Source organism: Pantoea sp. S61, from assembly GCF_016625145.1.
GTDB lineage: Bacteria > Pseudomonadota > Gammaproteobacteria > Enterobacterales > Enterobacteriaceae > Pantoea > Pantoea rwandensis_B.
Genome location: NZ_JACVUO010000026.1, coordinates 21,352 through 43,438, shown reverse-complemented (window position 1 = coordinate 43,438; position 22,087 = coordinate 21,352). Strand labels below are relative to the sequence as shown.

The window sequence follows — 22,087 nt, the reverse complement described above, 5'->3', positions numbered from 1 at the left end:
TAGCACCCAGAAAAGCTTTTAGGCATGCGTAAGGTGACATGAACTGCAGTACACAATTTCCCCACCCTCCAAACCCGATGATTCAATTAAGGTTATTCCTGGAGCCAATTCTGGCAGAGCGTGCCATTGTTAACTACGCTCATAACTCACAGAGCGATTGATGAGGGAATATTCATGAAAAAGACAATTATTGCTGTATCTGCCCTGCTGCTGGCTTCTTCGGCGTTTGCCGCTACCACACATGCAACTGACGACACCGTCGCGAACGCGCAAGCGGGCGCAAACACCGCCAAAGAGAAGCTGCATCAGGCGCAGCATCAGGGCGAAGAGCAGAAACTGAAAGCCAAGCATGCTGTTGAAGGTAAGAGCGACAGCACCAGCAGCAAAGTGAGCGAAGGCGCACAGAAAGGCTGGAACAAAACCAAAGAAGGCACTGAAAAAGGGTGGGATGCTACCAAAGAAGGTGCGAATAAAGGCTGGAATAAAACCAAAGAAGGTGCCAGCGATCTGAAGAAGAAAGTGACCGAATAACGTCTACTGACAAAGTCCCGAAAGGCCGCGATTGCGGCCTTTTTCGTTTTTTGCCGCTTTGCGTCCGGCTCGATATCGACTTACACTTCGCCCAACACTCATTAACCATTTTTACTTATGTCTGACACCTTCAAACGCCAGCCCTTGCCTTTACCCAACGGTCACAACAAAGTGCTGTTGCACTCCTGCTGCGCCCCTTGCTCGGGTGAGGTGATGGAAGCGATGCTGGCTTCCGGTATCGATTACACTATCTTCTTTTACAACCCAAACATTCATCCGCTGAAAGAGTACGAACTGCGTAAAGAGGAGAATATCCGCTTTGCTGAGCAGTTCGGTGTGCCTTTCGTGGATGCCGATTACGATAAAGATAACTGGTTTGATCGGGCCCGAGGCATGGAGTGGGAACCGGAGCGAGGCATCCGTTGCACCATGTGTTTCGACATGCGCTTTGAACGCACTGCGCTGTATGCCCATGAACATGGCTTCCCGGTGATCACCAGTTCCCTGGGCATTTCGCGCTGGAAGGATATGAAGCAGATTAATGACTGCGGCGTGCGTGCGGCAGCGCACTATCCCGACATGCTGTATTGGGAGTTTAACTGGCGTAAAGGCGGTGGATCATCACGCATGATCGAGATCAGCAAGCGCGAGCGTTTCTATCAGCAGGAGTATTGCGGCTGCATCTACTCGCTGCGCGACAGCAACCGCCATCGCGTGGCCAGTGGGCGTGAGCGTATCGAGATTGGTGTGCAGTACTACCAGCCCGACGAGTAAAGAAGTCGCCTGCTGGTAGCGGTCAGCAGGCGCTTACTATCACCAGGCTAACTGCTTGCCGCTGTAATCGACATAGTGGTGCCCGCCCTGCCCGACAAAGCGATCCAGTTGCGCCACTAACCCTTGAGCACTTTCGACCGCCGTAATATCCGCATCATCCCCGCCCATATCGGTTTTGACCCAGCCCGGATGCAATGAGAGCAAAGTTGTGCCCCGCGTAGACATCTGCTGAACCAGAGCGCGGCTGAGCATATTCAACGCGACTTTACTGGCAGAGTAATAGGGTCGAATCGCTTCGGCATTTTCCGTCAGGCTGCCGAGACGCGATGTCGTGATGCCAAGCACGCCCTGTTTTTCCGACAGCAAGGGTAACAGGCCTTCAGCCATACGCACCGGTGCAACACTGTTGGTCATAAACAGTTGCATTAACTCTTCATCACTGGTGGCAATCAACTCCATCGAATCTGGGCCGAGAATACCCGCATTGATCAGCGCCCGATCAAACTGCTCACCCTTGAGTTGCGAGAGTAGCTGTTCACGCTGAGTGGCAACGGTAATATCCAATGGTAGCCAACGCAGCTTTTCATGCTGATACGAAACGGCAGTGCTGCGATAGGTGGCGGTGACGTCCCAACCGTCAGCAAGCAGTTGCTGCACGACGGCTAATCCAATCCCCTTTGAAGCACCGATAATTAACGCACGTTTTGAATAGCTCATTTGTCCCTTCCCGCAGTTTAAAGACGAAAAGGGCAGGATAACCTGCCCCTGGTTGACTAACGAAACAGCAACGTTAGCACGACGATGACCACCATCATGATCAGCAGATGGCACACCACTTTATTAAGATTCCGATTCCGCATAGCGCCTCCATGGGGTCAGAACCACTGGCCGAAGCGTTTGATGTAGAGCATTTTCATGCCCTGCGCGACCACGCAGTAACCTAACAACGTCGCAACCAGCCATGGGAAATAAGCCCACGGCAACGGCGTCAATCCCACCATGTGCCCCAATGGGGAGAATGGCAGCAGGATGCCTGCAATCATCACACATGCCGTGGTCAGCAGTACCGGTAACGCGGCGCGGCTCTGGATGAAAGGAATTTTCTGGGTGCGCAGCATGTGCACCACCAGCGTCTGTGACAGCAATCCTTCTACAAACCAACCGGACTGGAACAGTGACTGCATTTCCGGTGTATTCGCGGCAAATACGTACCACATCACAGCAAACGTCGTGATATCAAAGATCGATGATGTTGGCCCAATCCACAGCATAAAGCGTTTGATATTGCGCGCGTCCCATTTGCGCGGTTTGCGCAGGAACTCACGGTCCATTTTGTCCCATGGCAATGCCAGTTGAGACAGGTCATACATCAGGTTCTGAATCAGCAGATGAATTGCCAGCATCGGCAGGAACGGAATAAAGGCGCTCGCTACCAGCACAGAGAACACATTGCCGAAGTTGGAACTGGCCGTCATGTTCAAATACTTGATGATGTTGCCGAAGGTCTCACGCCCTTTCATCACCCCCTCTTCCAGCACCATCAGATCCTTTTCCAGCAGGATGATGTCAGAAGACTCTTTGGCGATGTCCGCTGCGCTATCCACTGAAATCCCGACATCGGCATCACGCAGGGCTGGCGCATCATTAATCCCATCGCCGAGGAAACCGACGGTGTGCCCTTGCTGCTGCAATGCACGCAAGATGCGAGATTTCTGCAGCGGTGTCAGTTTGGCGAACACCGCGCTGTGTGCTGCTGCCTCCGCCAATTGTTCGTCACTCATCATCGCAATCTGATCGCCTGTCACGATCTCGCCGCTATCAATGCCCACCTGCTGGCAAATCCGTGCAGTGACCACCGGGTTATCGCCGGTCAGCACTTTGACGCTCACGCCATTGTCACGCAGCGCGGTAATGGCTTTGGCGGCACTCTCTTTAGGCGGATCGAGGAAGGTTAGCAGCCCTTCCACAGTTAAACCTTGCTCATCTGCGACGCTCAGCGCCTGCTGCAAGCCCGGCTCCTCCAGTACACGACTCGCCACCAGCAATACACGGAAGCCTTGCTCGTTGTACTGATGGGCCAGTGCTAACAATTCAGCGCGGCGTTTTTCGTCGAGCGGCTGAATCAGTTTTCCTTCACGCTCAGCCGTAGCGATGCTCAGCATCTCTTCTACGGCACCTTTGCAGATCAGCATCTGTTGATTGAGCCGGCGATCGCGCACCACAACAGAGACGCGGCGACGCACGAAATCAAACGGCAGTTCATCCACTTTGGCGTAATAGTCACCCATGTCCGCCGTCACACGATCTTTGCCGTAACGCAGAATGGCGCGATCCATCAGATTCGGCGTGCTGCTCTGATAGTGGCTGTTGAGCCAGCTCAGCATCAGTACGCGCGAATTTTCCACTCCAGCGCAATCCAGATGATGCTCAAGAATGATGTTGTCCTGGGTCAGCGTGCCGGTTTTATCGGTACACAGGATGTCCATCGCGCCGAGGTTTTGAATCGCGTTCAGTCGTTTGACAATTACTTTGCGGCGCGACATGGCAATCGCACCTTTTGCCAGGTTGGAACTGACAATCATCGGCAGCATTTCCGGGGTCAGACCCACCGCCACTGCCAGCGCAAACAGCGAGGCATCCAGCCAGTCACCTTTGGTTAACCCGTTGATCAACAGCACGACCGGTACCATCACCAGCATAAAGCGGATCAGCAGCCAGCTGACGCTGTTCACGCCACGATCAAAAGCAGTTTGCGAGCGATTACCGACAATCGATTTCGCCAGGCTGCCAAAGTAGGTTTCGCCGCCGGTTGCTACTACCACGGCTTTGGCGCTGCCGCTGGAGACGTTGGTGCCCATCAGACACACGCTGCCGAGTTCCAGCAGTGAAGCCCCGTGATCGCTCGCTCCCGCGCCTTTGCTGGTGACGTGGCCCGTAACGTCATATTTCTCAACGGGCAGTGATTCACCGGTCAGGATCGCCTGGCTGATAAACAGGTCACGCGAATCCAGCAAACGGACGTCGGCAGGCACCAGATCGCCAGCAGACAGATAGATAATGTCTCCGGGGACTAAAGTGGCAATATCCACTTCCTGTTTAGCCGGGGGCTGTTGGGCAGATTCCCGACGCAGCACGGTGGCAGTGGTGCGCACCATGGATTTCAACGCCTGCGCGGCTTTATTGGTGCGGAACTCCTGCCAGAAGCGCAGCAAACCGCTGAGCGTTACCATCGTCACAATGATGATGACACCGGTCAGGTCGGTCTCCTCGCCTTTACGTAATGGCAGCAGGTAGTCAGTGAAAAAACTCACCGCTGCCAGCGCCATTAATACGTAGATGAACGGGTTATTGAATGCCTGGATCAGCTGAATCAGCGCGTGCGGCGCTTTATCATGCGCCACCTGATTACGGCCATAGACTTCCAGACGCGCTTCGGCTTCGCGTTCGCTCAGGCCCAGCGCATCACTGCGCAGGCGAACCAGGGTTTCATCGGCGGTGAAACCGGCTTCATCTTCAATCAGATAGCGCGGCGTTTTCTGACGCTGCGGGCGTGCGTTGCTCCAGGATTTTTTTTCCTGGTTGAGTTTCATGTCAGTCATGATGACATTCCTCTATTTATTACGGCAATAACAGTCCCTGTGCGGGGAGCACATTAACGGGGATAAATTAAATTAACGACGATGCGTTAGATGATTAAAAATGACCTATCGGGAATTTCCATATTACCTCCCGTAAATAAAAGACGAAGAAATTCGCTCGTTAAAATAACGAGAAATAGCGATAACGATGTCAATGATGCCGCAGAGTGCGATCTTCAGTCAGTCCAGATTTGCCAGTTAGCCTGACTATGGACGTGCTGAAACGCGCCATAACAGCGGTTAATTCTGCACGCTGAAGATCAGCGCGCGCATCGAGGCGGAGGAAAAAGTGCGTTTAAAATCATGTGCATGATGAAATCCCCACGGATATCTATCCGCTACTATCGTTTAAAAGGGAACAATCATCAGAAAGGAGAGAGGATTGCTGCCCGCCGTGTTGGCAAGCAGCGACAAAAGAATTCGCGCGTCAGCTTGCCTTGTGTTGCCATCTAAAAGGGTGACTGTCCAACTGAATTCTCCTGTTTGAAGTTGGCGCCATTATATTCCTGAGGAATTCGAAGTAAAGTTAATTATTTCCGTTCAGCAACGAGTTTAAATTCCGTTGTGATTTGGTTGATGAAAGGACAAAAATTAGCGAGTCTGTAGCACTGCGCGGCACGATAGCAATAACAGTATATTTAACAGGCTTATAACCAATCCGCCGCGCTTAGAACCGTAAAGCATATGCATAGCCATAAATTGACTATTCTTCATTACGGCGCTCTCGTAAACTCGCATTACTTTTTTAAGGCAAGGAAACAACATGAAAAAAATCATTCCCTCACTGCTGGCGTTATCGCTGGTAGCCGCCTTCTCCTCTCAGTCCGCAACACCAAAAGATACGCTGGTGATTGCGCAGTCGACTGATGATGCTGATAGCTTTGATCCGGCGCAGGGCTTTGAACTCACCACGGTGCAAGCGTTTACTAACATCTATCAACGTCTGGTCCAGTCAGACCCGACCAATCCCACCGATTTGAAGCCAACGCTGGCAACCTCATGGACGCCAGGCAGTGACAATCGCAGTCTGACTTTTGAACTGCGTAAAGGCGCGCAATTCGCTAGCGGCAACCCGCTGCGTCCGGAAGATGTGATCTTCTCTCTGGGCCGAGTGGTGAAACTGAATCTCGATCCTTCCTTTATTCTGACGCAGCTCGGCTGGAATAAAGACAACGTCGATACCTTCCTGAAGAAAGTCGATGACAACCACGTACAGATCAGCTGGAGCGCCAACGTCAGCCCGGCCTATGTGCTGAGCCTGCTGTCTGCGCCGGTCTCTTCGATTGTGGATGAGAAAACCGCGCAGGCAAATGCCAAAAATGGTGACTTCGGCCATGCATGGTTAGGCACTAACTCAGCCGGTAGCGGCCCGTATCAAATCCGTAAAGTGGTGCTGCATGAAGTGGTGCTGCTGACCGCCAACCCGACGTCACCGGCTGGCGCTCCGAAGCTGAAAAACATTCTGATCAAGAACGTGCCGGAGCCAGCTGCCCGTCGTCTGCTGCTGGAGCAGGGCGATGTGGATATCGCACGTAACCTCGGTGCTGACCAAATCGCAGCGCTGAAAGGCAAAGCAGGCGTGAAGACCGAAGCGATTCCAATGGCCTCGCTCTATTACATCCAGTTCAACGTAGGTGAAAATCCGGTGCTGAAGAATCCAGCCCTGTGGGAAGCCGCTCGTTACCTGTTCGACTATAAAGGTATTGCCAACGACCTGCTGAAAGGCCAGTTCGAAGTGCACCAGACCTTCCTGCCAAAAGGTTTCCTCGGCGCGTTGAATGACACACCGTACAGCTACGATCCGGAAAAAGCCAAAGCGATTCTGAAGAAAGCCGGCCTGACCAACGTCAGCTTTAAACTCTCCACCAGCAATCAGCCGCCGTATCTGGATATTGCGCAAGCCTTGCAGGGCAGCTTTGCTAAAGGTGGCGTGAAGGTAGAAGTGCAGCCGGGTCTGAGTTCTGAAGTCTCTACCCGCGTGAAAGCGCATCAGTACGAAGCCACGCTGAACGCCTGGGGGGCGGACTACTTCGATCCGAATACCAACGCCGCCTCCTTTGCTTATAACCCTGAAGATGGCAGTAAAACCATTGCTTACCGTTCAGACTGGCATATTCCAGAGCTGAGCAAACAGACGCTGGCCGCCACCGCCGAAGCGGACAGTAACAAGCGTGTTGAACTGTACCAGTCGATGCAGCGTGAAGTACTGAAGAACTCGCCATACGTGATCGGCTTGCAGGCCCGCAACCTGATTGCGCTGCGCGATAACCTGAAAGGCTATGTACAGGGGATTAACCCAGACATGGTGTATTACTCGCAGGTTTCTAAGTAATGGCAGTGTCTGCTTCACAGGCCGGGTTCGCCCGGCCACTCTGGCAACGCTTTAACCGTCTGGTCACCAGCCTGTTATCGCTGCTGGTGACGCTGATCGGTTTGTTAGCGTTCACTTTCATGTTGTCGCACCTGTCACCGGTTGATCCGGTGCAGCAAATCGCCGGTGACCATGCCAGCGAGGCAACTTACGCTCAGGTGCGCCACGACCTCGGACTCGACCAGCCCGTCTTGGTGCAGTTCTGGCGTTATATCAGCCATCTGGCGCAGGGTAATTTAGGTCTCTCGCATCTGACCAATCAGCCCGTCAGTGCGGATTTGATGCGCACCTTCCCCGCCACCATTGAACTCGCCACCTGCGCAATGATCTTCGCCGCCGTGTTTGGCATCACATTAGCCTTGCTGGCCGCATGGAAGCCGGGCAGCGTGATCGATAACGTGGCGCGCTTTATCTCGCTGCTAGGCTATTCCGTTCCGGTATTCTGGCTGGGCCTGCTCGGTCTGCTGCTGTTTTACGCCGTGCTGCACTGGTCTGCCGGGCCGGGACAGTTGGATGATATCTGGATCTACACGCTGGAGCCGAAAACCGGCTTTGTGCTGATTGATAGCTGGCTGTCAGGCGACCCGCAGATGTTCCGCAATGCGATTGCTCACCTGTGGCTGCCGGTGGTGATTCTTGGCCTGTTAGCGATGGCCGGTATTACACGCTTATTGCGTGCCGCGCTGTTAGAAGAGAGCAGCAAAGAGTATGTGATTCTGGCGCGCGCCAAAGGCGCAAGCCGCAGCCGCATTCTGCTGCGTCATATCTTCCCCAACGTGCTGGGGACGCTGATCACGGTCATCGCCCTCTCCTACGCCACCCTGCTGGAAGGCTCGGTGTTAACGGAAACGGTCTTCGCCTGGCCCGGTGTCGGACGTTATATGACCAACGCACTATTTTCCTCTGATACACCAGCGATTCTCGGCTCGACCCTGCTGATAGGCAGTTGCTTTATTCTGCTCAACGCCGTGGCCGATGCCCTCACCTGGTTAACCGATCCGAGAACCCGATGACTCAACAACTCTCTGAACTGGAGACAGTTCGTCCGCGCCGCCGCCGTGCGCGTGTGACTTCACTGACCATCGGCCTGACGCTGGTGGTGATCGTGGTGGCAATGGCACTGTTCGCCCCACTGCTGGCACCGTTTGATCCTAACGCCCAGGTGATCGCCCAACGCTTACAAGCCCCTTCTGCACTGCACTGGTTCGGTACCGATGGCTTTGGCCGCGATTTATTATCACGCGTGATCTACGGTGCGCGTCCTACGCTGCTGCTGGTATCGCTGATTCTGGTGCTGACCATTCCGGTTGGCCTGCTGGTCGGCATTACCGCGGGTTACGTTGGCGGCTGGACCGAGCGAGTGCTGATGCGCATCACGGATATCTTTCTGTCGCTGCCGAATCTGGTGATTGCTTTGGCGCTGGTGGCGATGCTCGGTCCGGGATTGATGAACGGTGCGCTGGCGCTGGCATTAACCAGCTGGCCGCCGTTTGCCCGTCAGGCACGTGCGGAAACCCTGGCACTGCGCCGCAGCGATTATCTGGCTGCCGCACGTATGCAGGGCATTACCGGTTTGCGTTTGATGTTCGGGCACATTTTACCGCTGTGTTTGCCAACCGCCGTGGTGCGCGCGGCGCTGAGCCTCGGCGGCATCATTCTCTCCGCTGCGGGCCTCGGCTTCCTTGGCATGGGCGTGCAGCCGCCAACAGCCGAATGGGGTTCGATGGTAGCGGAAGGCAGTAAAGTGATCTTCGACCAATGGTGGGTGGCCGCCGCACCGGGTGGCGCGATTCTGTTCGCCAGCCTGGCGTTTAACCTGACAGGCGATGGCCTGCGCGACCGACTGGATACCCGTCATGCCAAATGATCTGTTAATTGATACCCAGGGGTTGTCCATCCGCAGTGAAGGTACGCTGTTAGTGGATAATATCGCCTTCCAGATTGGCCGTGAACGCGTGGCGCTGGTGGGTGAGTCGGGTTCGGGCAAATCACTGACCGCCCGCTCGCTGATGGGGCTACTCTCTCCTTCATTGCAGTTGCAGGCCGAACGCTTACAGGTGGTGGGTGCCGATGCGCTCAGCCTGCGCGAACGCGACTGGATCGCCCTGCGCGGCGGTAAAGTCGCGATGGTGATGCAGGACCCCAAATACGCCCTTAATCCAACACGTACCATTGGCTGGCAGGTCGAAGAGCCACTGGTGCTGCACCGCAAACTGAGCCGTGCTGAGCGCAAAGAGAAAGTGTGCGAGATGCTGGATGCGGTGGGTTTGCCCGATCCGCGCCAGCTAATGAAACGCTATCCCCATCAGCTCTCTGGCGGTATGGGACAGCGCGTGATGCTGGCGATTGCATTGATCACCGATCCTGAACTGCTGATTGCCGATGAACCGACCTCGGCGCTCGATCATGCAATGCGCGATCAGGTGCTGGCACTGATTCGTCGTTTGGTGGAGCAGCGTAATATGGGCTTGCTGCTGATCAGCCACGATCTGCAACAGGTTTCCGAACACTGCGATCGCGTGATGGTGATGTACAAAGGCAAACTACTGGATACGCTGCCTGCGACACAGCTCGCCAATGCGAACCATCCTTACACGCGCACGCTGTGGGCGTGTCGTCCCAGCAAAGCGACGCACGGCGAGCGTTTACCGGTGCTGGATCGCGCTGCGCTGGAGGCAGACCATGATTGAGTTAAACAATCTGAGCGTATCGCACAAGCAGGGCTATGAGCTGCGCACCGTGGTGCATGACGTCTCTTTGCAGGTGGCCGCGGGCGAGTGTTTTGGCCTGGTCGGGCCATCGGGCTGCGGCAAGTCATCGCTGCTGTGGGTGATGGCCGGTTTGAACCCGTTCTGGAGCGGCAGCATGCAATTGGCCGGCACCAATGTGCAGCCAGGTAAAGCCTTTACCGGCCCGCTGCGTCGTGATGTGCAGATGGTGTTTCAGGATCCCTATGCCTCACTGCATCCGCGCCATCGTCTGCGCCGCACGCTGGCCGAACCGTTGAAGATGCTGAAGCGCGATAATATCGACGATCGCATCAACGACGGTTTCCGCCATGTTGGGCTGGACCCGACACTGGCGGATCGTTACCCCCATCAGCTCTCTGGCGGCCAGCGTCAGCGCGTGGCCATTGTGCGCGCCCTGCTGCTGGAGCCGAAGATCCTGTTGCTGGATGAGCCGACCTCGGCGTTAGATATGTCGGTGCAGGCGGAAATCCTCAACCTGCTGAATGATTTAAAGCAGAATGATGGATTGACCATGGTGCTGGTGAGTCACGATCCTGATGTGATCGATCATATGTGCGATCGTGCAGCGCATATGGCACTGGGACGGATTGTCGGGTAAGACGTTAAGCTAAATCGTAGCGGTGCGATAAATTGCGCCGCTACACATTTGAGTCCTTCAATGCGCCATCGCCTGCATCGTTTCACTGCGAATCGACTCGGTCACTTCGGCCTTCAACGCCATAAACTCCGGTGAAGTTTTAATGGTGTAATCGCGCCCATTATTGAAATTCACCGCCACCTCCTGCTTGATGCGGCCCGGCCGGGCGCTGAAAATCGCCACCTTGTTGGCCATAAAAATCGCTTCATCAATGTCATGGGTGACAAACAGCACGGTTTTACGCGACTGCTCCCATACCGATAGCAACAGCTCCTGCATCATCACGCGCGTCTGATTATCCAGTGCGCCAAAAGGCTCATCCATCAGCAGCACTTTGGGATCGTTGGCCAGCGCACGGGCAATCGCGGTGCGTTGCTGCATGCCGCCCGAGAGCTGGCGCGGATAGTGCTGAGCAAAACCACGTAATCCCACCTGCTGAATGTAATAATCGCTGCGCTCTTTCTGCTGGGCTGGGCTGATGCCGCGCTCCTGCAAGCCAAAGCGAATGTTCTCTTCCACCGTCAGCCACGGGAACAGTGTGTAGCTCTGGAACACCATGCCACGATCGGCACCCGGTCCTTCCACGCTTTTACCGTCCAGCCAGATTTCTCCACGCGTGGGTGTGTCCAGTCCAGCGATGATGCGCAGCAGTGTGGATTTCCCACAGCCCGAGGGGCCGAGAATGGTGATGAAATCATTCTCTTCCACCTGATAATGAATCGGCTGCAGTGCCTGAGTCTGCTCGCCTTTGGGGCCGGTAAAAATGCGCTCGACACCGCGCACGTTGAGTTTGCTGTGTTTCATTACAGAGTGCTCCATGCAAACAAGCGCCGGTTAAGCACTTTGAACAGATAATCAGAGATCAAGCCAATACAGCCGATAACGATGATGCCGAAAATGATCTGCCCGGTATTCAGTAACGCCTGGCTATCGACGATCATATGGCCGATGCCGCTTTCCGATCCGATCAGTTCGGCGACGATGACGTATGTCCACGCCCAGCCAAGCACCAGACGTAACAATTCGGCAATGCCCGGTGCTGCGCCGGGGATCAGCACACGACGCACGATCGAGCGGTTGCTGCATCCTAACGTGTAAGCCGCCTCCACCAAATCGCGACGGGCACCGCTCACCGTTACCGCCACCATCAATACGATCTGGAAGAAGGAGCCGATAAAGATCACCAGGATCTTCTGGGTTTCACCGATACCGGCCCACAGAATCAGCAAGGGTACGAAAGCCGAAGCCGGTAAATACCGGCAAAAGGAGACGAAGGGTTCGAGAAAGGCTTCCCAGGTTTTGTAGGCGCCCATCATGATGCCCAGCGGCACACCTATCACGGCCGCCAGCAAGAAACCTGACAGTACGCGCATCACCGTCATACCAATATCCAGCGAGAAGTTGTACTCGGTGAACAACACCACGCCCTGCTGCAGCATGGTCAGCGGATCGGCCAGGAAAGTAGGCGACACCATGCCGCCCAGCGTGACCAACGTCCACATCGCGATAAACAGCACAAAGAACGCCACGCCGAGCGCAATACGTAACCGCAGCGAAATCGCTTTCAGGGGGACCATCAGCGGGTTGTGCCAGCGCACGGGGGCATCCGGCAGTGACGCAGGTGGAGTCACCGGTTGGCTTTTACTCATCTCCATCTCCTTTCTCCCACTTACTGCACGAAGCTGGCGTCGTACAGGCTCTTCACATCCGGCATTTTCTTGATCACGCCCGCACGCAGCAGCAGTTTGCCCGCTTCTTCGCTAAAGGTTTCAATTTCACCGTTGAAGAATTTCTTGTTCTCTTCCGGCCCTTGCCAGCGCAAGTAACTGGCCGACTCGGCAAACTCTTTACCCGTCGACTTCACTGCTGCACCCATGATCTCGTTAGACTTGTCCGGCTGCTGTTTGATCATCTCCAGCGCATCGTAATAGCTGGCCACCAGCGCTTTTGCGGCATCAGGGTGTGCTTTCAGGAAGGTAGGCGTGCAACCCAGCGTATCCATCACCATCGGGTAATCCAGCGTGGTGGCGAGGATCTTGCCGGCTTTAGGCTGATTGCGGATCACCGAGAGATAAGGTTCATAGGTCACCGCCGCATCGTTTTGACCCGCCGCAAAAGATTGGGCCGCCGCCTGAGGTGCCATGGTTGCCAGACGCACGTCTTTCATCGTCATGCCGTTTTTATCCAGCATCCAGGCGAGCAGGAAATACGGTGAGGTGCCGGGCGCATCCACCGCGATGGTTTTGCCTTTGAGATCTTTGATGCTGGTGATGTCACTGCGGGCGGCGAGGCCATCAGCACCATATGATTTGTCCAGCTGAACGATCTGCTTGATCGGCACACCTGCAGCGTTCCAGGAGATGTAGGTTTCTACCGTGGTCGCTGCACACTGAATGGTGCCGGAAGCCACCGCCAGATGTCGGCTGCTCTGCGGAATCATCTTCACATCGACATCAAGGCCGTGCTTTTTAAAGATCCCGGCTTTATCGGCCAGCGTCAGTGGGGCAAATCCGGTCCAGCCGGAAATACCGATAGCGACTTTGGTGTCGGCTGCCTGTGCGGCTAAAGCACTGGCGCACAGGACTACGGCGGTTAATGCATGAACAACGTGTTTCACTGGCTTGCCCATCTTCCACTCCTGATAAAGGTGATGAAAAACAACGGTTGTATAGTCTTATCTATACAAGCCAAGCAATGGCTGTGCCAGAACGTCAAACCCTGTTCTGATGGGAGCGTAAAGCGCAAATTCGCACTTAAACGGTGCATAAATCCGGCAGGGTTAACCACACTGGTGCGAAAGCAACCTGCTGACGACGGCGCTATACTCATGCCAACTTTTCTACAGAAGGAACACCGTATGTCGGTGAAATTGCGTCCGTTAGAGCGCGAAGATCTGCACTTTGTGCATCAGTTAGATAACAACGCCAGCGTGATGCGTTATTGGTTTGAGGAACCCTACGAAGCTTTTGTTGAGCTGTCGGATCTTTATGACAAACACATCCACGATCAAACTGAACGCCGCTTCGTTGTCGAGCATGACGGGCAAAAAGCGGGATTGGTGGAGCTGGTCGAGATCAACCATGTGCATCGCCGGGCTGAGTTTCAGATCATTATCGATCCGGGACATCAGGGCAAAGGTTTAGCCAGCCAGGCAGCAAAGTTAGCGATGGATTACGGTTTTTCGGTGCTGAATCTCTACAAACTCTACCTGATCGTTGATCAGGAGAATGAGAAAGCGATTCACATCTACACCAAGCTGGGATTTGAAGTGGAAGGCGTGCTGAAGCACGAATTTTTCATCAATGGTGAATATCGCAATACCATTCGGATGTGCATTTTCCAGCAGCATTATCTGGCACAGCATAAATCCGGTCATGCGATGGTGAAGCCGACTGCGCAATAGCATGATATATAGTGCACAAATGTGCACTATATACATCAATTGTTTAACCATGAAAATTATACTTTAATATCATGGGCTAAAATGAATTCATGATAGCATCTCTTAAGAGTAGCAACATCATTACTATCTGTTGGGCTGAAAAGATCGAAATAGGGCTTAAAAAGACTTTTATCACTACGCAAATCCCCACTCCAATTTAAATGATTTACGGTTCTAGACAATATATCGTGAAAAATCTTGTCATTGATTTCTTTAATGAGAGTATCGCATACCACAGCAATTTCCTGTATTCCGGAAAGATCAATGGAAATAGGCTTCTCAAGAAACTTACAATACTCATCTAAACCCAAAGATAGCGCATTATTAGAACCAAGATGCCCAGATCGGTGTACAACACAATGTCTCAAATGGCAAACCGTATCATAATCATTGAATGCAGAATTTAATGAGGGGATTTTAGCATATCCCCCAAGATTTAAATCCAAAAAAGAGTTCAATGTCTTGACAATATTTGCAGACGAAGTAAATGATGCATTTTCAAGGAGTGCTTCCGGTAGAAGGTCTTTTTGATGATGTAATGCAGCTCCATATGTAACATTTGCAACATAACTATGTTTTTTTGAGTGCTCATCAATAATTAATAATTTTCTAATTAAACTTCTGAAATAAGTTTCAACACTTGAAACCAGGCCGAGTATTACTAAATGAGAAAGTTGATTCCATTCGTCGCTACTTGAGTTTGCTAGAGGCTGGAAAGTTGAACTAGCTGATGAATATAAGCATGCCCCGAGCAATCTAATATTACTGCCTCTCTTTCCATTAAAAATATCAATAGGAGGTTTTACGGGCTCTAAATATGACTCGTCAAAAAAAACCAATGACTTGATACTAGATGTAGTCCTAGTACCCGACACTTGATAATTAAATGTTTTTTTCGCTTTTTTATTCATCAGTAAAGGAACTCATTAGTCCATTCATTTATTTTAAGGACAATTTTTGCCGAATACTTATCACCAACGCCTTTAACTTTTCTTAGTTCGGCAGCAGTATTATCCGAAAACAAAACATCCTCAATTATTACATATTTTGTTTTTTCAATTACTCTCTTTTGAAAATCTGTTAAAGGCAAATCAACCAATTTAGTCGACATGCAGTTTTTGAATGTTGAGCTTTCAAGTAATGCAGTGCCACAAATGTGACAAAATCGTTGTCCATCAGTAATTCTAGGTGTATTACAGTTGCTGCAAGGAGGTAAATCTAATGAAATTTGTTCAATTTTATCCCTTGATAATAGTCGTTCAAATTTCCGCCTTACGGGGTGTTTTTCAGATGCTCCTTTAAGTACTTGTAATAAACCTGAAGCACTAAAACCTTTACTTTTAGTAAATGATCTTTCTTTAATCAAAAAGGCTAGGTGTGGAATAAATCTTCTTAATTTTCTTTCTGTACCGTGAGATATGTCATCCTGCGCATACAATATTCCAGCCTCAATAAGAAACTTGATCATTCGATCTGCTTTAGTGTCAATGTCATCAATACCGATGACAATGTTTTTCTTGAAGTCTGGACCTAATTCATCAATCTTATTATGGTTAAATAACTTTATTGTTTTTACAATTTCGGATATTAATTCATCTCCAATGTTTATGATCTTATTATATTGTGGCATTTTCTGAGCAATAGAACGATACTCGCTGAGTATGTTATTGCATTTCTCTGTAATAATCGCGTTAAATTTTGATTGCTGTCCCTTCCTATCAGAATCCAAATATGATCTAAGATACATTATATATGAACGAGGAATACCGAAAGCTGCATACATTAGTAACTCTCTAATATCCTTATCTATCTCAAGACTATTACCAAATCTTGTTGAAACTATTGCGTCCATAAATTGAAGATAATCAGGATCTTCAACATTCATTCAGATATCTACTCTTTCAGCATCTTGCCCCACGTGAAATCTAGGGCCATATTGTGTTGTACCTGGATAAACAGATGCCTTTGGAGAAATCTTGATCGTTTTTAAACTTCTAAAAATATCAAAAAACTCAATCATGTAATCGTTAGTAAATGTCAATGCTGCATCATCTAAAAAAACAACAGCACGTTTTCTTTCATTCTTTTCAATAGCTCTTTCTATCATATTCTGAACAACAGAAATGCTCAACTCAGAAAGCACAACAGAATATGATTGATTATATCTTTGCTTCTCAACATCCAGTATGAATGCATTTAAGAATTCGATATCAAAACTCAGTTCATCATTATAAACATCATACTCACTTGAGCATGCAATTATTATTTTAGCCAAAACCCAAGCGTGAAAGATATCAATAGCATTTGAATTTTCATGTAAATAAGTTTCTAACCTAAGATAATGGTTAAATGAGATATACAATGGTAGTGGACGGGTGCTGTCATTCTTACATCCAAAATATGCGCATCTCATTTGATGCGTTTTCCCAGTCCCTCGAGGGCCGACAATTAGCTTAGCACCAACTTGAATTAATTTTCTTTGAATATTATCAAAGTGCTTACTGGTAGCAGTCCAACTTAAAAGATTTTCCTTTTCAAGGTAATCGGCCCGTTCTTCAAATTCGGCCTCATCGAAAAGACTTAGATTTAAATTTTGCGGCATTTGAGATGACTCCTTTACCTCGTTAAGAAAACGCAGTAAAATACTGTTAATTTATACACATGAAGCTTAGAACGTGGTCGATTTTAATCAATATTATACTAGTAAAAATCTTAGTGATCTACTCACAAAGTTCACTACTCTTCAAGAGCCTAATACCTGCTTAGAGTTAAGTGCAGGAGAAGGAGCATTGCTTGATGCTGTAAAATCCAAATGGGCAGATATTAAGTGTACTACGATTGATATAGATCCAATTAATCATTCACTTCTCATTGAAAAATTTCCTTTTGATGAGCATTTTTGTTTTGATGCGACAAGCAGTGAAAGCTTTTCTACGCTTTTAAATAGAAAGTTTGATTTAGCCGTTTGCAATCCACCATTTGAATTAATTAATACATCAAAAAGTATAAATGAATATGTTTTTAGTTCTCTTGGTTTAAATTTAGAAAAATCAAAAAAAATCCGCGCTGAAATTGCATTCATTGCGATAAACCTTACACATTTAAATGAAAATGGTATCCTTGCAATAATAGTTCCTGAGCTTATTATTAACGGCTTAAAACTTTCAAAATTTAGAGAATCTCTATTTTCCAACTACAAAATTGAAAATATAATTGAATGCGAACAAAAAGCGTTTAAGCACACTGAAGCCAAAACATACATTCTTTTTTTAAGAAATATTAAACCTTCTAATCAACAGAAGTTCACTCATATTATCATTGATTCAAATGCTCAGTTAAAATTAGAGACGCAACGTGATGTGAAAAAAACATTCTTCACTTACGAAAAAAATAAAAAAAACACAGTGAAAAAACCCTTTGAGATTATAAGGGGGAGGTTATCAGGAAAAGAATGCAAATTATCCGGACATCCATATATTCACACTACAAACATGAACCTCGATATGGAAATGTTAAGTTTAAGTGGGGATGACACTAGCCTAAAATACCGCACTGCAAAAGCAGGGGATATAATTATTGCTAGGGTTGGCACTCGAGTTTTAGGCAAAACAAACATCATTAAATCGGGGGGGGCAATAATTTCAGATTGCTTATTCTCAATTAGGTTTAGCGACGAAAAAAATAGAAATAAATTCATCGAATTCTGGAAGGAAAACAAAAAAACCTGGATAACAGAAAATTCAACTGGAACTTGCGCTCGACATATAACAATAAGTAGCATGTCCAACTTAATAATAAGCCTATTGGCATAATAGGCTTTATTTTATTAAATAAGTCCTGATGAAATGTCGCGTTATAGCTTTACAAAATTAACCGCCGCGCGCCCCCACCACGTTGAGACGCGGCTGCGGATGTTCGGGTTTCAGGTCATACATGCCGCCATAGAACGGATCCACCAGCAGCCAGCCGGGGAAGCCCAGTAACGGGATGTTGCCTAACAGATACCACAAGTTGGCACTGGCCTCGATCGGCAGCGTCACCGGTACATAGCCCGGACTCTCCAGCATCACCTGATAATGCTTCTTACCAAAGTAATTGCCGGTGGATTTTGCCAGCTCGACGGTTTGTGGCGTGTAGCCCTGCGCCACCGCGCGGCCCGTCTCATCCTGTACGGTGAAACGGGCACCTTGCGGGACAGAATCGATTTTTACTGGCTGCGTTTCCGTGCCGACAATGGTGGCACAGCCGCTCAGCAGCAATGCAGTGGCAGGAAGAAGATGTCGCAGGTTCATGGCAGGTCCGCAATAGAATCAGATAGGACAGTCTAAACTGCCCTATCCCGCTTTTCACTCGCCTCAATCGCGCTATCAGTGCTGCTTTTCTGGTCTTTATTGCGGTTGACAACAGGCGGCAATCGCCGCGATATCCTGTGGCGTGGTGCGGCAACAGCCACCAATCAGCCGCGCGCCCGCTTGCTGCCACTCAGGGAATTTATCGTGCAGCGTGCAGCCCGACGGTGCCGAGTGCCAGGTTTTGCTGCTGGCATCGTACTGTTCGCCTGAGTTGGGATAGACCAGCAGCGGCCTGGCACACAGTGCCTGCAGGGCTTGCAGCGCCGGCGTCACGCTCTCCAGCGCCACACAGTTGATGCCCATCGCCACCACCTGCGGTGCGTTATTCACCAGATCGGCGACCTGGCTGAGCGTCGTGCCGTCGCTAATGTATTGCGCATCACGCAGCGTGAAGGAGAACCATGCGCTGCTGTCCGGAAACTCTGCCAGCAAACTCACCAGCGCCTGCGCTTCAGCAAACGACGGCAAGGTTTCACACGCCAGCAAATCCACGCCCGCGTCCAACAGCGCCTTGACGCGTGGGCGATGGAAATCTTTCATCTCCGCTTCTGGCAGGGCGTAATCACCGCGATACTCAGCACCATTAGCAAGGTAAGCGCCATAAGGCCCAACGGAGCCGGCCACCAGCAAAGCGGCTTCACTGCCTGATGCCGCACGATAATCATCACGCGCACGCTGTGCCAGCTTCACACTTTGCGTAATCAATTCCAGCGCCTGCGCCTCATCCAGTCCACGCGCCGCAAAGCCTTGCGGCGTGGCCTGATAGCTGGCGGTGATCGCCACATTGGCTCCAGCAGCAAAATAGTCGTAATGCACCTGATAAATCAGCTCAGGATTTTCCATCAGCACTTTGGCAGACCACAACGCATCGGCGAGATTGCAGCCGCGCGCCTCCAGTTCGGTGGCCAGCGCACCATCCAGAATCAGTGTGTCGTGTTGAGTTAACGCTTCTGCGACAGGATTACGCGACATCATTGGCCTCCCCGGCCTTCAGGTTACGTCGATGCGTGACATGGTATGCGGCATAGCAGAACAGCACAAATGGAATGCCACACCACAGCGCAATACGCTGTGAAGGATCGAAGGCCAGCCCTACACACGCCAGCAGGCACAGCAGGAAACCGAGAATCGGCGTTAAAGGATAGAGTGGCGCGCGATAGGCGAGTTGTTGCAGCGAACCGCCTGCGGCCAGATGGCGACGACGGAACACATAGTGCGAGGCACAAATACTCAGCCACACCGCCACCACCGCAAAACCTGAAATGGCTGACAGCGCCATAAACACGGTATCCGGCGCGATCACACTGGAAAACAGCGCCAGCAAGCCACCGATCATACTGACGGTGATCGCCAGCACCGGAATCCCACGGCGGTTCACCTGTGCGAAACAGCGCGGCAACGTGTTCTCATTTGCCAGTGACCACAGCATCCTGCCCGATGCATACAGACCCGAGTTAGCGGCGGAAAGGATCGCCGTCAGGATCACGAAATTGAAGATATCAGCCGCATAGGGAATGCCGATCTTCTCGAACACCAGCACAAACGGGCTTTTGACGATGCCAGCTTGATCCATCGGGATCAACGCCGCCAGCACAAATACTGTACCAATAAAGAAGATAATCAATCGTGCTACGGTGGTGCGAATTGCCAGCGGCAGGGCTTTCTGCGGCTGCTCGGTTTCACCGGCGGCGATACCTATCAACTCTGTGCCGGAAAAGGCAAAGTTCACTGCCACCATGGTCATCAAAATGGGCAAGGTGCCGTGCGGTAACCACCCTGAAGCCGTCAGGTTACTTAATCCCGGTGCGGCACTGCCATCCTTCATCGGGATAAAGCCAAACATCGCGCCTGCGCCAAGAATGATAAAGGCAATGATGGTGACCACTTTGATGATGGAGAACCAGAACTCCCCTTCCGCGAAGAAACGCGTGGAGACGATATTCAGCAGATAGATGGCGATGCAGAACACCAGACACCATAACCACACGGGCGTGGCGGGGAACCAATACTGCATGCAGAAACCGGCGGCGGTCAGGCTGGAGCCAAGCGCCACCGTCCACGTTAGCCAATAGAGCCATGCCACGGTGTAGCCGGTTGCCGGGCTGAGATAGCGCGCGGCGTAGACATGAAACGCGCCGGTTTCCGGCATCGCCACGGCCAATTCACCCAGGCACACCATCACCAGCCACACCACCAGCGCCCCGATCAGATACGCCAGCAGCGTGCCCGCTGCGCCGGTGGTCGAGATGATATAGCCGGTGTTAAAGAAGAGTCCGGTACCAATCACGCCGCCGAGTGACAGCATCACCAGATGCCGCACTTTCATGGTGCGCTTAAAGTTTTCCTGCGAAGAAGTATCCTGCGTTTGCATTATTTTTATCCGTATGGACGTCTGAACATCTATATGGACACAGGGTTATACGCGCCAGCGTAGCAATTTGCAACATGGCAAAGGGTAAGGGTTTTAAATATAGGGGGGTGGCCCCGCGTCAACGGGGCACAACATCAGGCGCCAAATACGCCTTGCAGATAGCGCTCAAGCGCAATACGCGAGCTAAAACCGTGCGGAATACCGTAATGTTCCTGGGATTCACCCATCAGATAAAGTGGAAACTGCGTGTAGTGATCGCAGGTTTTCATCTCTGAAGCGGGTTCAGCAAAGTGCTGACTTTTCTCTTTCAGCGTAGGGTGAATAATCAATGCGGTGCGGCCCATGCGCGCTTCGCGATTGACGTAGACATAGCTTTCACCACGACGATAACCGTAGATTTTCGGCGTCAGGGCGTCCATTTCGAACCCTGCCTTTTCCAGTACGCGCGCTACCTCATCCGGACGTAAATACATGCTTGCTCCTCTCTTCTCACAGCCCCGCAACCTTACAACAGCCCGACATACAGGACATTCGGAATTTCCCTAAAGCCTGGCATACGCCTGCGTTTAGTCACGTTTCGTCTACACTAAGTATTACTTGTTAAATCAAAGGGAGCGAAAAAATGTTTAATCGCGTAAGCAAAAACGATGACATTGATATTAATCAGGATGTGAATGAGCTGGCAGATTCGCTCGAAGCATTACTTAAATCTTACGGCAGCGAAGCCAAAGATGAAGTGGACAGCGCGCGCAGCAAAGCGCAGTCGCTGTTAAAACAGACTCGCGCAAAACTGAATAACGGTAACAGCCGTGTTTCTCAGGCAGCGCGTGACGCAAGCTATCAGGTTGATGCCTATGTGCATGATAAACCCTGGCATGGCGTCGGTGTGGGTGCCGCGGTTGGCTTAGTGCTAGGTGCACTGTTGATGTCACGCCGTTAACCGTCACTGGTGTTTAAAGAGAGCCTCGCGATTGCGGGGCTTTTTTATGCCTGTGGTGAATGAATACGCACAAAATTTGACCTAAATTTCACGCCCTGCGCCTTTACAAAAAAATTTTCGGGCCTGGAAGGCGCATGATTTCTGGTGTTAGCGATTATCCGAAGATTAAAATACAAAATCCCTATATCTGGTGGGCTTGACCGCCACGAACACTACATCTAGTATTCAACCCATCAACTCACTACCAGATGTCGTCAAGGACGAAGTTCGCTGCAAACAGG

The 22,087-nt window shown here is 50.9% G+C and carries 22 protein-coding genes; 10 read left to right on the top strand and 12 right to left on the bottom strand.

Going from position 1 to position 22,087, the window contains the following annotated elements:
• Positions 1 to 174 precede the first annotated feature (174 nt).
• Positions 175 to 531, top strand: coding sequence for a hypothetical protein (locus IAE30_RS27435; RefSeq protein ID WP_200538073.1), 357 nt, complete (start codon positions 175 to 177; stop codon positions 529 to 531).
• A 117-nt stretch (positions 532 to 648) separates the two neighbouring features.
• Positions 649 to 1,305: an epoxyqueuosine reductase QueH gene (locus IAE30_RS27430; protein WP_038645309.1), complete on the top strand. Its 657-nt coding sequence runs from the start codon at positions 649 to 651 to the stop codon at positions 1,303 to 1,305.
• 39 nt (positions 1,306 to 1,344) lie between these two features.
• Here the strand turns inward: IAE30_RS27430 and IAE30_RS27425 are convergent, their stop codons facing one another.
• Both IAE30_RS27425 and mgtA read right to left on the bottom strand, forming a co-directional pair.
• Complete coding sequence (locus tag IAE30_RS27425) at positions 1,345 to 2,022, bottom strand: SDR family oxidoreductase (RefSeq protein WP_038645306.1); 678 nt, start codon at positions 2,020 to 2,022, stop codon at positions 1,345 to 1,347.
• A gap of 158 nt (positions 2,023 to 2,180) precedes the next feature.
• Positions 2,181 to 4,904, bottom strand: a complete 2,724-nt coding sequence (gene mgtA / locus IAE30_RS27420) for a magnesium-translocating P-type ATPase (RefSeq protein ID WP_038645304.1) — start codon at positions 4,902 to 4,904, stop codon at positions 2,181 to 2,183.
• Positions 4,905 to 5,706: 802 nt separating this feature from the next.
• On the opposite strand from mgtA, the gene IAE30_RS27415 reads away from it, so the two are divergent.
• From IAE30_RS27415 to IAE30_RS27395, 5 genes are read left to right on the top strand one after another with little or no spacing between them, the layout of a single operon-like run.
• On the top strand, positions 5,707 to 7,275 hold the full coding sequence (locus tag IAE30_RS27415) for an ABC transporter substrate-binding protein (protein WP_200681372.1): 1,569 nt from the start codon (positions 5,707 to 5,709) through the stop codon (positions 7,273 to 7,275).
• Entirely contained in the window at positions 7,275 to 8,327 is a 1,053-nt protein-coding gene (locus IAE30_RS27410) for an ABC transporter permease (protein ID WP_200681371.1), read from the top strand. Before IAE30_RS27415 ends, IAE30_RS27410 begins: the two co-directional genes overlap by 1 nt.
• Positions 8,324 to 9,181, top strand: coding sequence for an ABC transporter permease (locus IAE30_RS27405; protein ID WP_034825506.1), 858 nt, complete (start codon positions 8,324 to 8,326; stop codon positions 9,179 to 9,181). The genes IAE30_RS27410 and IAE30_RS27405 overlap by 4 nt, the downstream gene beginning before the upstream one ends.
• Positions 9,171 to 10,004: an ABC transporter ATP-binding protein gene (locus tag IAE30_RS27400; RefSeq protein ID WP_200681370.1), complete on the top strand. Its 834-nt coding sequence runs from the start codon at positions 9,171 to 9,173 to the stop codon at positions 10,002 to 10,004. Before IAE30_RS27405 ends, IAE30_RS27400 begins: the two co-directional genes overlap by 11 nt.
• Entirely contained in the window at positions 9,997 to 10,662 is a 666-nt protein-coding gene (locus IAE30_RS27395) for an ABC transporter ATP-binding protein (RefSeq protein WP_200538069.1), read from the top strand. Before IAE30_RS27400 ends, IAE30_RS27395 begins: the two co-directional genes overlap by 8 nt.
• A gap of 57 nt (positions 10,663 to 10,719) precedes the next feature.
• On the opposite strand, the gene IAE30_RS27390 is transcribed toward IAE30_RS27395, so the two are convergent.
• From IAE30_RS27390 to IAE30_RS27380, 3 genes are read right to left on the bottom strand one after another with little or no spacing between them, the layout of a single operon-like run.
• Positions 10,720 to 11,505 (bottom strand): ABC transporter ATP-binding protein, encoded by a 786-nt coding sequence (locus IAE30_RS27390; RefSeq protein ID WP_200681369.1) that lies wholly within the window; start codon positions 11,503 to 11,505, stop codon positions 10,720 to 10,722.
• Entirely contained in the window at positions 11,505 to 12,350 is an 846-nt protein-coding gene (locus IAE30_RS27385) for an ABC transporter permease (protein WP_200681368.1), read from the bottom strand. The genes IAE30_RS27390 and IAE30_RS27385 overlap by 1 nt, the downstream gene beginning before the upstream one ends.
• 20 nt (positions 12,351 to 12,370) lie before the next feature.
• Positions 12,371 to 13,330, bottom strand: coding sequence for an ABC transporter substrate-binding protein (locus tag IAE30_RS27380; RefSeq protein WP_200681367.1), 960 nt, complete (start codon positions 13,328 to 13,330; stop codon positions 12,371 to 12,373).
• A 228-nt stretch (positions 13,331 to 13,558) separates the two neighbouring features.
• Here IAE30_RS27380 and speG point away from each other — a divergent pair, with 228 nt between their 5' ends.
• A complete protein-coding gene (speG, locus tag IAE30_RS27375) occupies positions 13,559 to 14,104 on the top strand; it encodes a spermidine N1-acetyltransferase (protein ID WP_200681366.1) in 546 nt (181 codons plus the stop codon).
• A 56-nt stretch (positions 14,105 to 14,160) separates the two neighbouring features.
• Here the strand turns inward: speG and IAE30_RS27370 are convergent, their stop codons facing one another.
• From IAE30_RS27370 to IAE30_RS27360, 3 genes are read right to left on the bottom strand one after another with little or no spacing between them, the layout of a single operon-like run.
• Complete coding sequence (locus IAE30_RS27370; RefSeq protein WP_200681365.1) at positions 14,161 to 15,054, bottom strand: hypothetical protein; 894 nt, start codon at positions 15,052 to 15,054, stop codon at positions 14,161 to 14,163.
• The gene (locus IAE30_RS27365; protein ID WP_200681364.1) at positions 15,054 to 16,028 is read right to left on the bottom strand and encodes a zinc ribbon domain-containing protein; all 975 of its coding nucleotides are present in this window, start codon (positions 16,026 to 16,028) and stop codon (positions 15,054 to 15,056) included. The genes IAE30_RS27370 and IAE30_RS27365 overlap by 1 nt, the downstream gene beginning before the upstream one ends.
• Positions 16,029 to 16,745, bottom strand: a complete 717-nt coding sequence (locus IAE30_RS27360; protein ID WP_200681363.1) for a hypothetical protein — start codon at positions 16,743 to 16,745, stop codon at positions 16,029 to 16,031. It lies immediately after the preceding gene.
• A 73-nt stretch (positions 16,746 to 16,818) separates the two neighbouring features.
• Between IAE30_RS27360 and IAE30_RS27355 the strand changes: the two genes are divergently transcribed.
• The gene (locus tag IAE30_RS27355) at positions 16,819 to 17,955 is read left to right on the top strand and encodes an N-6 DNA methylase (protein ID WP_200681362.1); all 1,137 of its coding nucleotides are present in this window, start codon (positions 16,819 to 16,821) and stop codon (positions 17,953 to 17,955) included.
• 57 nt (positions 17,956 to 18,012) lie between these two features.
• Here IAE30_RS27355 and IAE30_RS27350 read toward each other — a convergent pair whose 3' ends face one another.
• From IAE30_RS27350 to IAE30_RS27335, 4 genes are all read right to left on the bottom strand, one after another.
• Positions 18,013 to 18,435: a hypothetical protein gene (locus IAE30_RS27350; protein ID WP_038645291.1), complete on the bottom strand. Its 423-nt coding sequence runs from the start codon at positions 18,433 to 18,435 to the stop codon at positions 18,013 to 18,015.
• Between the two features lie 96 nt (positions 18,436 to 18,531).
• On the bottom strand, positions 18,532 to 19,467 hold the full coding sequence (gene mmuM / locus IAE30_RS27345; RefSeq protein ID WP_038645289.1) for a homocysteine S-methyltransferase: 936 nt from the start codon (positions 19,465 to 19,467) through the stop codon (positions 18,532 to 18,534).
• The gene (gene mmuP, locus IAE30_RS27340) at positions 19,457 to 20,866 is read right to left on the bottom strand and encodes an S-methylmethionine permease (RefSeq protein WP_200681361.1); all 1,410 of its coding nucleotides are present in this window, start codon (positions 20,864 to 20,866) and stop codon (positions 19,457 to 19,459) included. Before mmuP ends, mmuM begins: the two co-directional genes overlap by 11 nt.
• A gap of 134 nt (positions 20,867 to 21,000) precedes the next feature.
• Positions 21,001 to 21,339 carry a DUF2002 family protein gene (locus IAE30_RS27335; protein ID WP_038645285.1) on the bottom strand — a complete coding sequence of 113 codons (339 nt, stop codon included), beginning with the start codon at positions 21,337 to 21,339 and terminating at the stop codon, positions 21,001 to 21,003.
• A gap of 149 nt (positions 21,340 to 21,488) precedes the next feature.
• Here IAE30_RS27335 and IAE30_RS27330 point away from each other — a divergent pair, with 149 nt between their 5' ends.
• Complete coding sequence (locus IAE30_RS27330) at positions 21,489 to 21,806, top strand: DUF883 family protein (protein WP_034825483.1); 318 nt, start codon at positions 21,489 to 21,491, stop codon at positions 21,804 to 21,806.
• The last annotated feature ends 281 nt before the right edge of the window (positions 21,807 to 22,087 follow it).

Bases quoted from the DNA above. Each gene is read 5' to 3' on its own strand.
- IAE30_RS27435 (WP_200538073.1), top strand. From the start codon at position 175: ATGAAAAAGACAATTATTGCTGTATCTGCCCTGCTGCTGGCTTCTTCG.
- IAE30_RS27430 (WP_038645309.1), top strand. From the start codon at position 649: ATGTCTGACACCTTCAAACGCCAGCCCTTGCCTTTACCCAACGGTCAC.
- IAE30_RS27425 (WP_038645306.1), bottom strand. From the start codon at position 2,022: ATGAGCTATTCAAAACGTGCGTTAATTATCGGTGCTTCAAAGGGGATT.
- mgtA (WP_038645304.1), bottom strand. From the start codon at position 4,904: ATGACTGACATGAAACTCAACCAGGAAAAAAAATCCTGGAGCAACGCA.
- IAE30_RS27415 (WP_200681372.1), top strand. From the start codon at position 5,707: ATGAAAAAAATCATTCCCTCACTGCTGGCGTTATCGCTGGTAGCCGCC.
- IAE30_RS27410 (WP_200681371.1), top strand. From the start codon at position 7,275: ATGGCAGTGTCTGCTTCACAGGCCGGGTTCGCCCGGCCACTCTGGCAA.
- IAE30_RS27405 (WP_034825506.1), top strand. From the start codon at position 8,324: ATGACTCAACAACTCTCTGAACTGGAGACAGTTCGTCCGCGCCGCCGC.
- IAE30_RS27400 (WP_200681370.1), top strand. From the start codon at position 9,171: ATGCCAAATGATCTGTTAATTGATACCCAGGGGTTGTCCATCCGCAGT.
- IAE30_RS27395 (WP_200538069.1), top strand. From the start codon at position 9,997: ATGATTGAGTTAAACAATCTGAGCGTATCGCACAAGCAGGGCTATGAG.
- IAE30_RS27390 (WP_200681369.1), bottom strand. From the start codon at position 11,505: ATGAAACACAGCAAACTCAACGTGCGCGGTGTCGAGCGCATTTTTACC.
- IAE30_RS27385 (WP_200681368.1), bottom strand. From the start codon at position 12,350: ATGAGTAAAAGCCAACCGGTGACTCCACCTGCGTCACTGCCGGATGCC.
- IAE30_RS27380 (WP_200681367.1), bottom strand. From the start codon at position 13,330: ATGGGCAAGCCAGTGAAACACGTTGTTCATGCATTAACCGCCGTAGTC.
- speG (WP_200681366.1), top strand. From the start codon at position 13,559: ATGTCGGTGAAATTGCGTCCGTTAGAGCGCGAAGATCTGCACTTTGTG.
- IAE30_RS27370 (WP_200681365.1), bottom strand. From the start codon at position 15,054: ATGAATAAAAAAGCGAAAAAAACATTTAATTATCAAGTGTCGGGTACT.
- IAE30_RS27365 (WP_200681364.1), bottom strand. From the start codon at position 16,028: ATGAATGTTGAAGATCCTGATTATCTTCAATTTATGGACGCAATAGTT.
- IAE30_RS27360 (WP_200681363.1), bottom strand. From the start codon at position 16,745: ATGCCGCAAAATTTAAATCTAAGTCTTTTCGATGAGGCCGAATTTGAA.
- IAE30_RS27350 (WP_038645291.1), bottom strand. From the start codon at position 18,435: ATGAACCTGCGACATCTTCTTCCTGCCACTGCATTGCTGCTGAGCGGC.
- mmuM (WP_038645289.1), bottom strand. From the start codon at position 19,467: ATGTCGCGTAATCCTGTCGCAGAAGCGTTAACTCAACACGACACACTG.
- mmuP (WP_200681361.1), bottom strand. From the start codon at position 20,866: ATGCAAACGCAGGATACTTCTTCGCAGGAAAACTTTAAGCGCACCATG.
- IAE30_RS27335 (WP_038645285.1), bottom strand. From the start codon at position 21,339: ATGTATTTACGTCCGGATGAGGTAGCGCGCGTACTGGAAAAGGCAGGG.
- IAE30_RS27330 (WP_034825483.1), top strand. From the start codon at position 21,489: ATGTTTAATCGCGTAAGCAAAAACGATGACATTGATATTAATCAGGAT.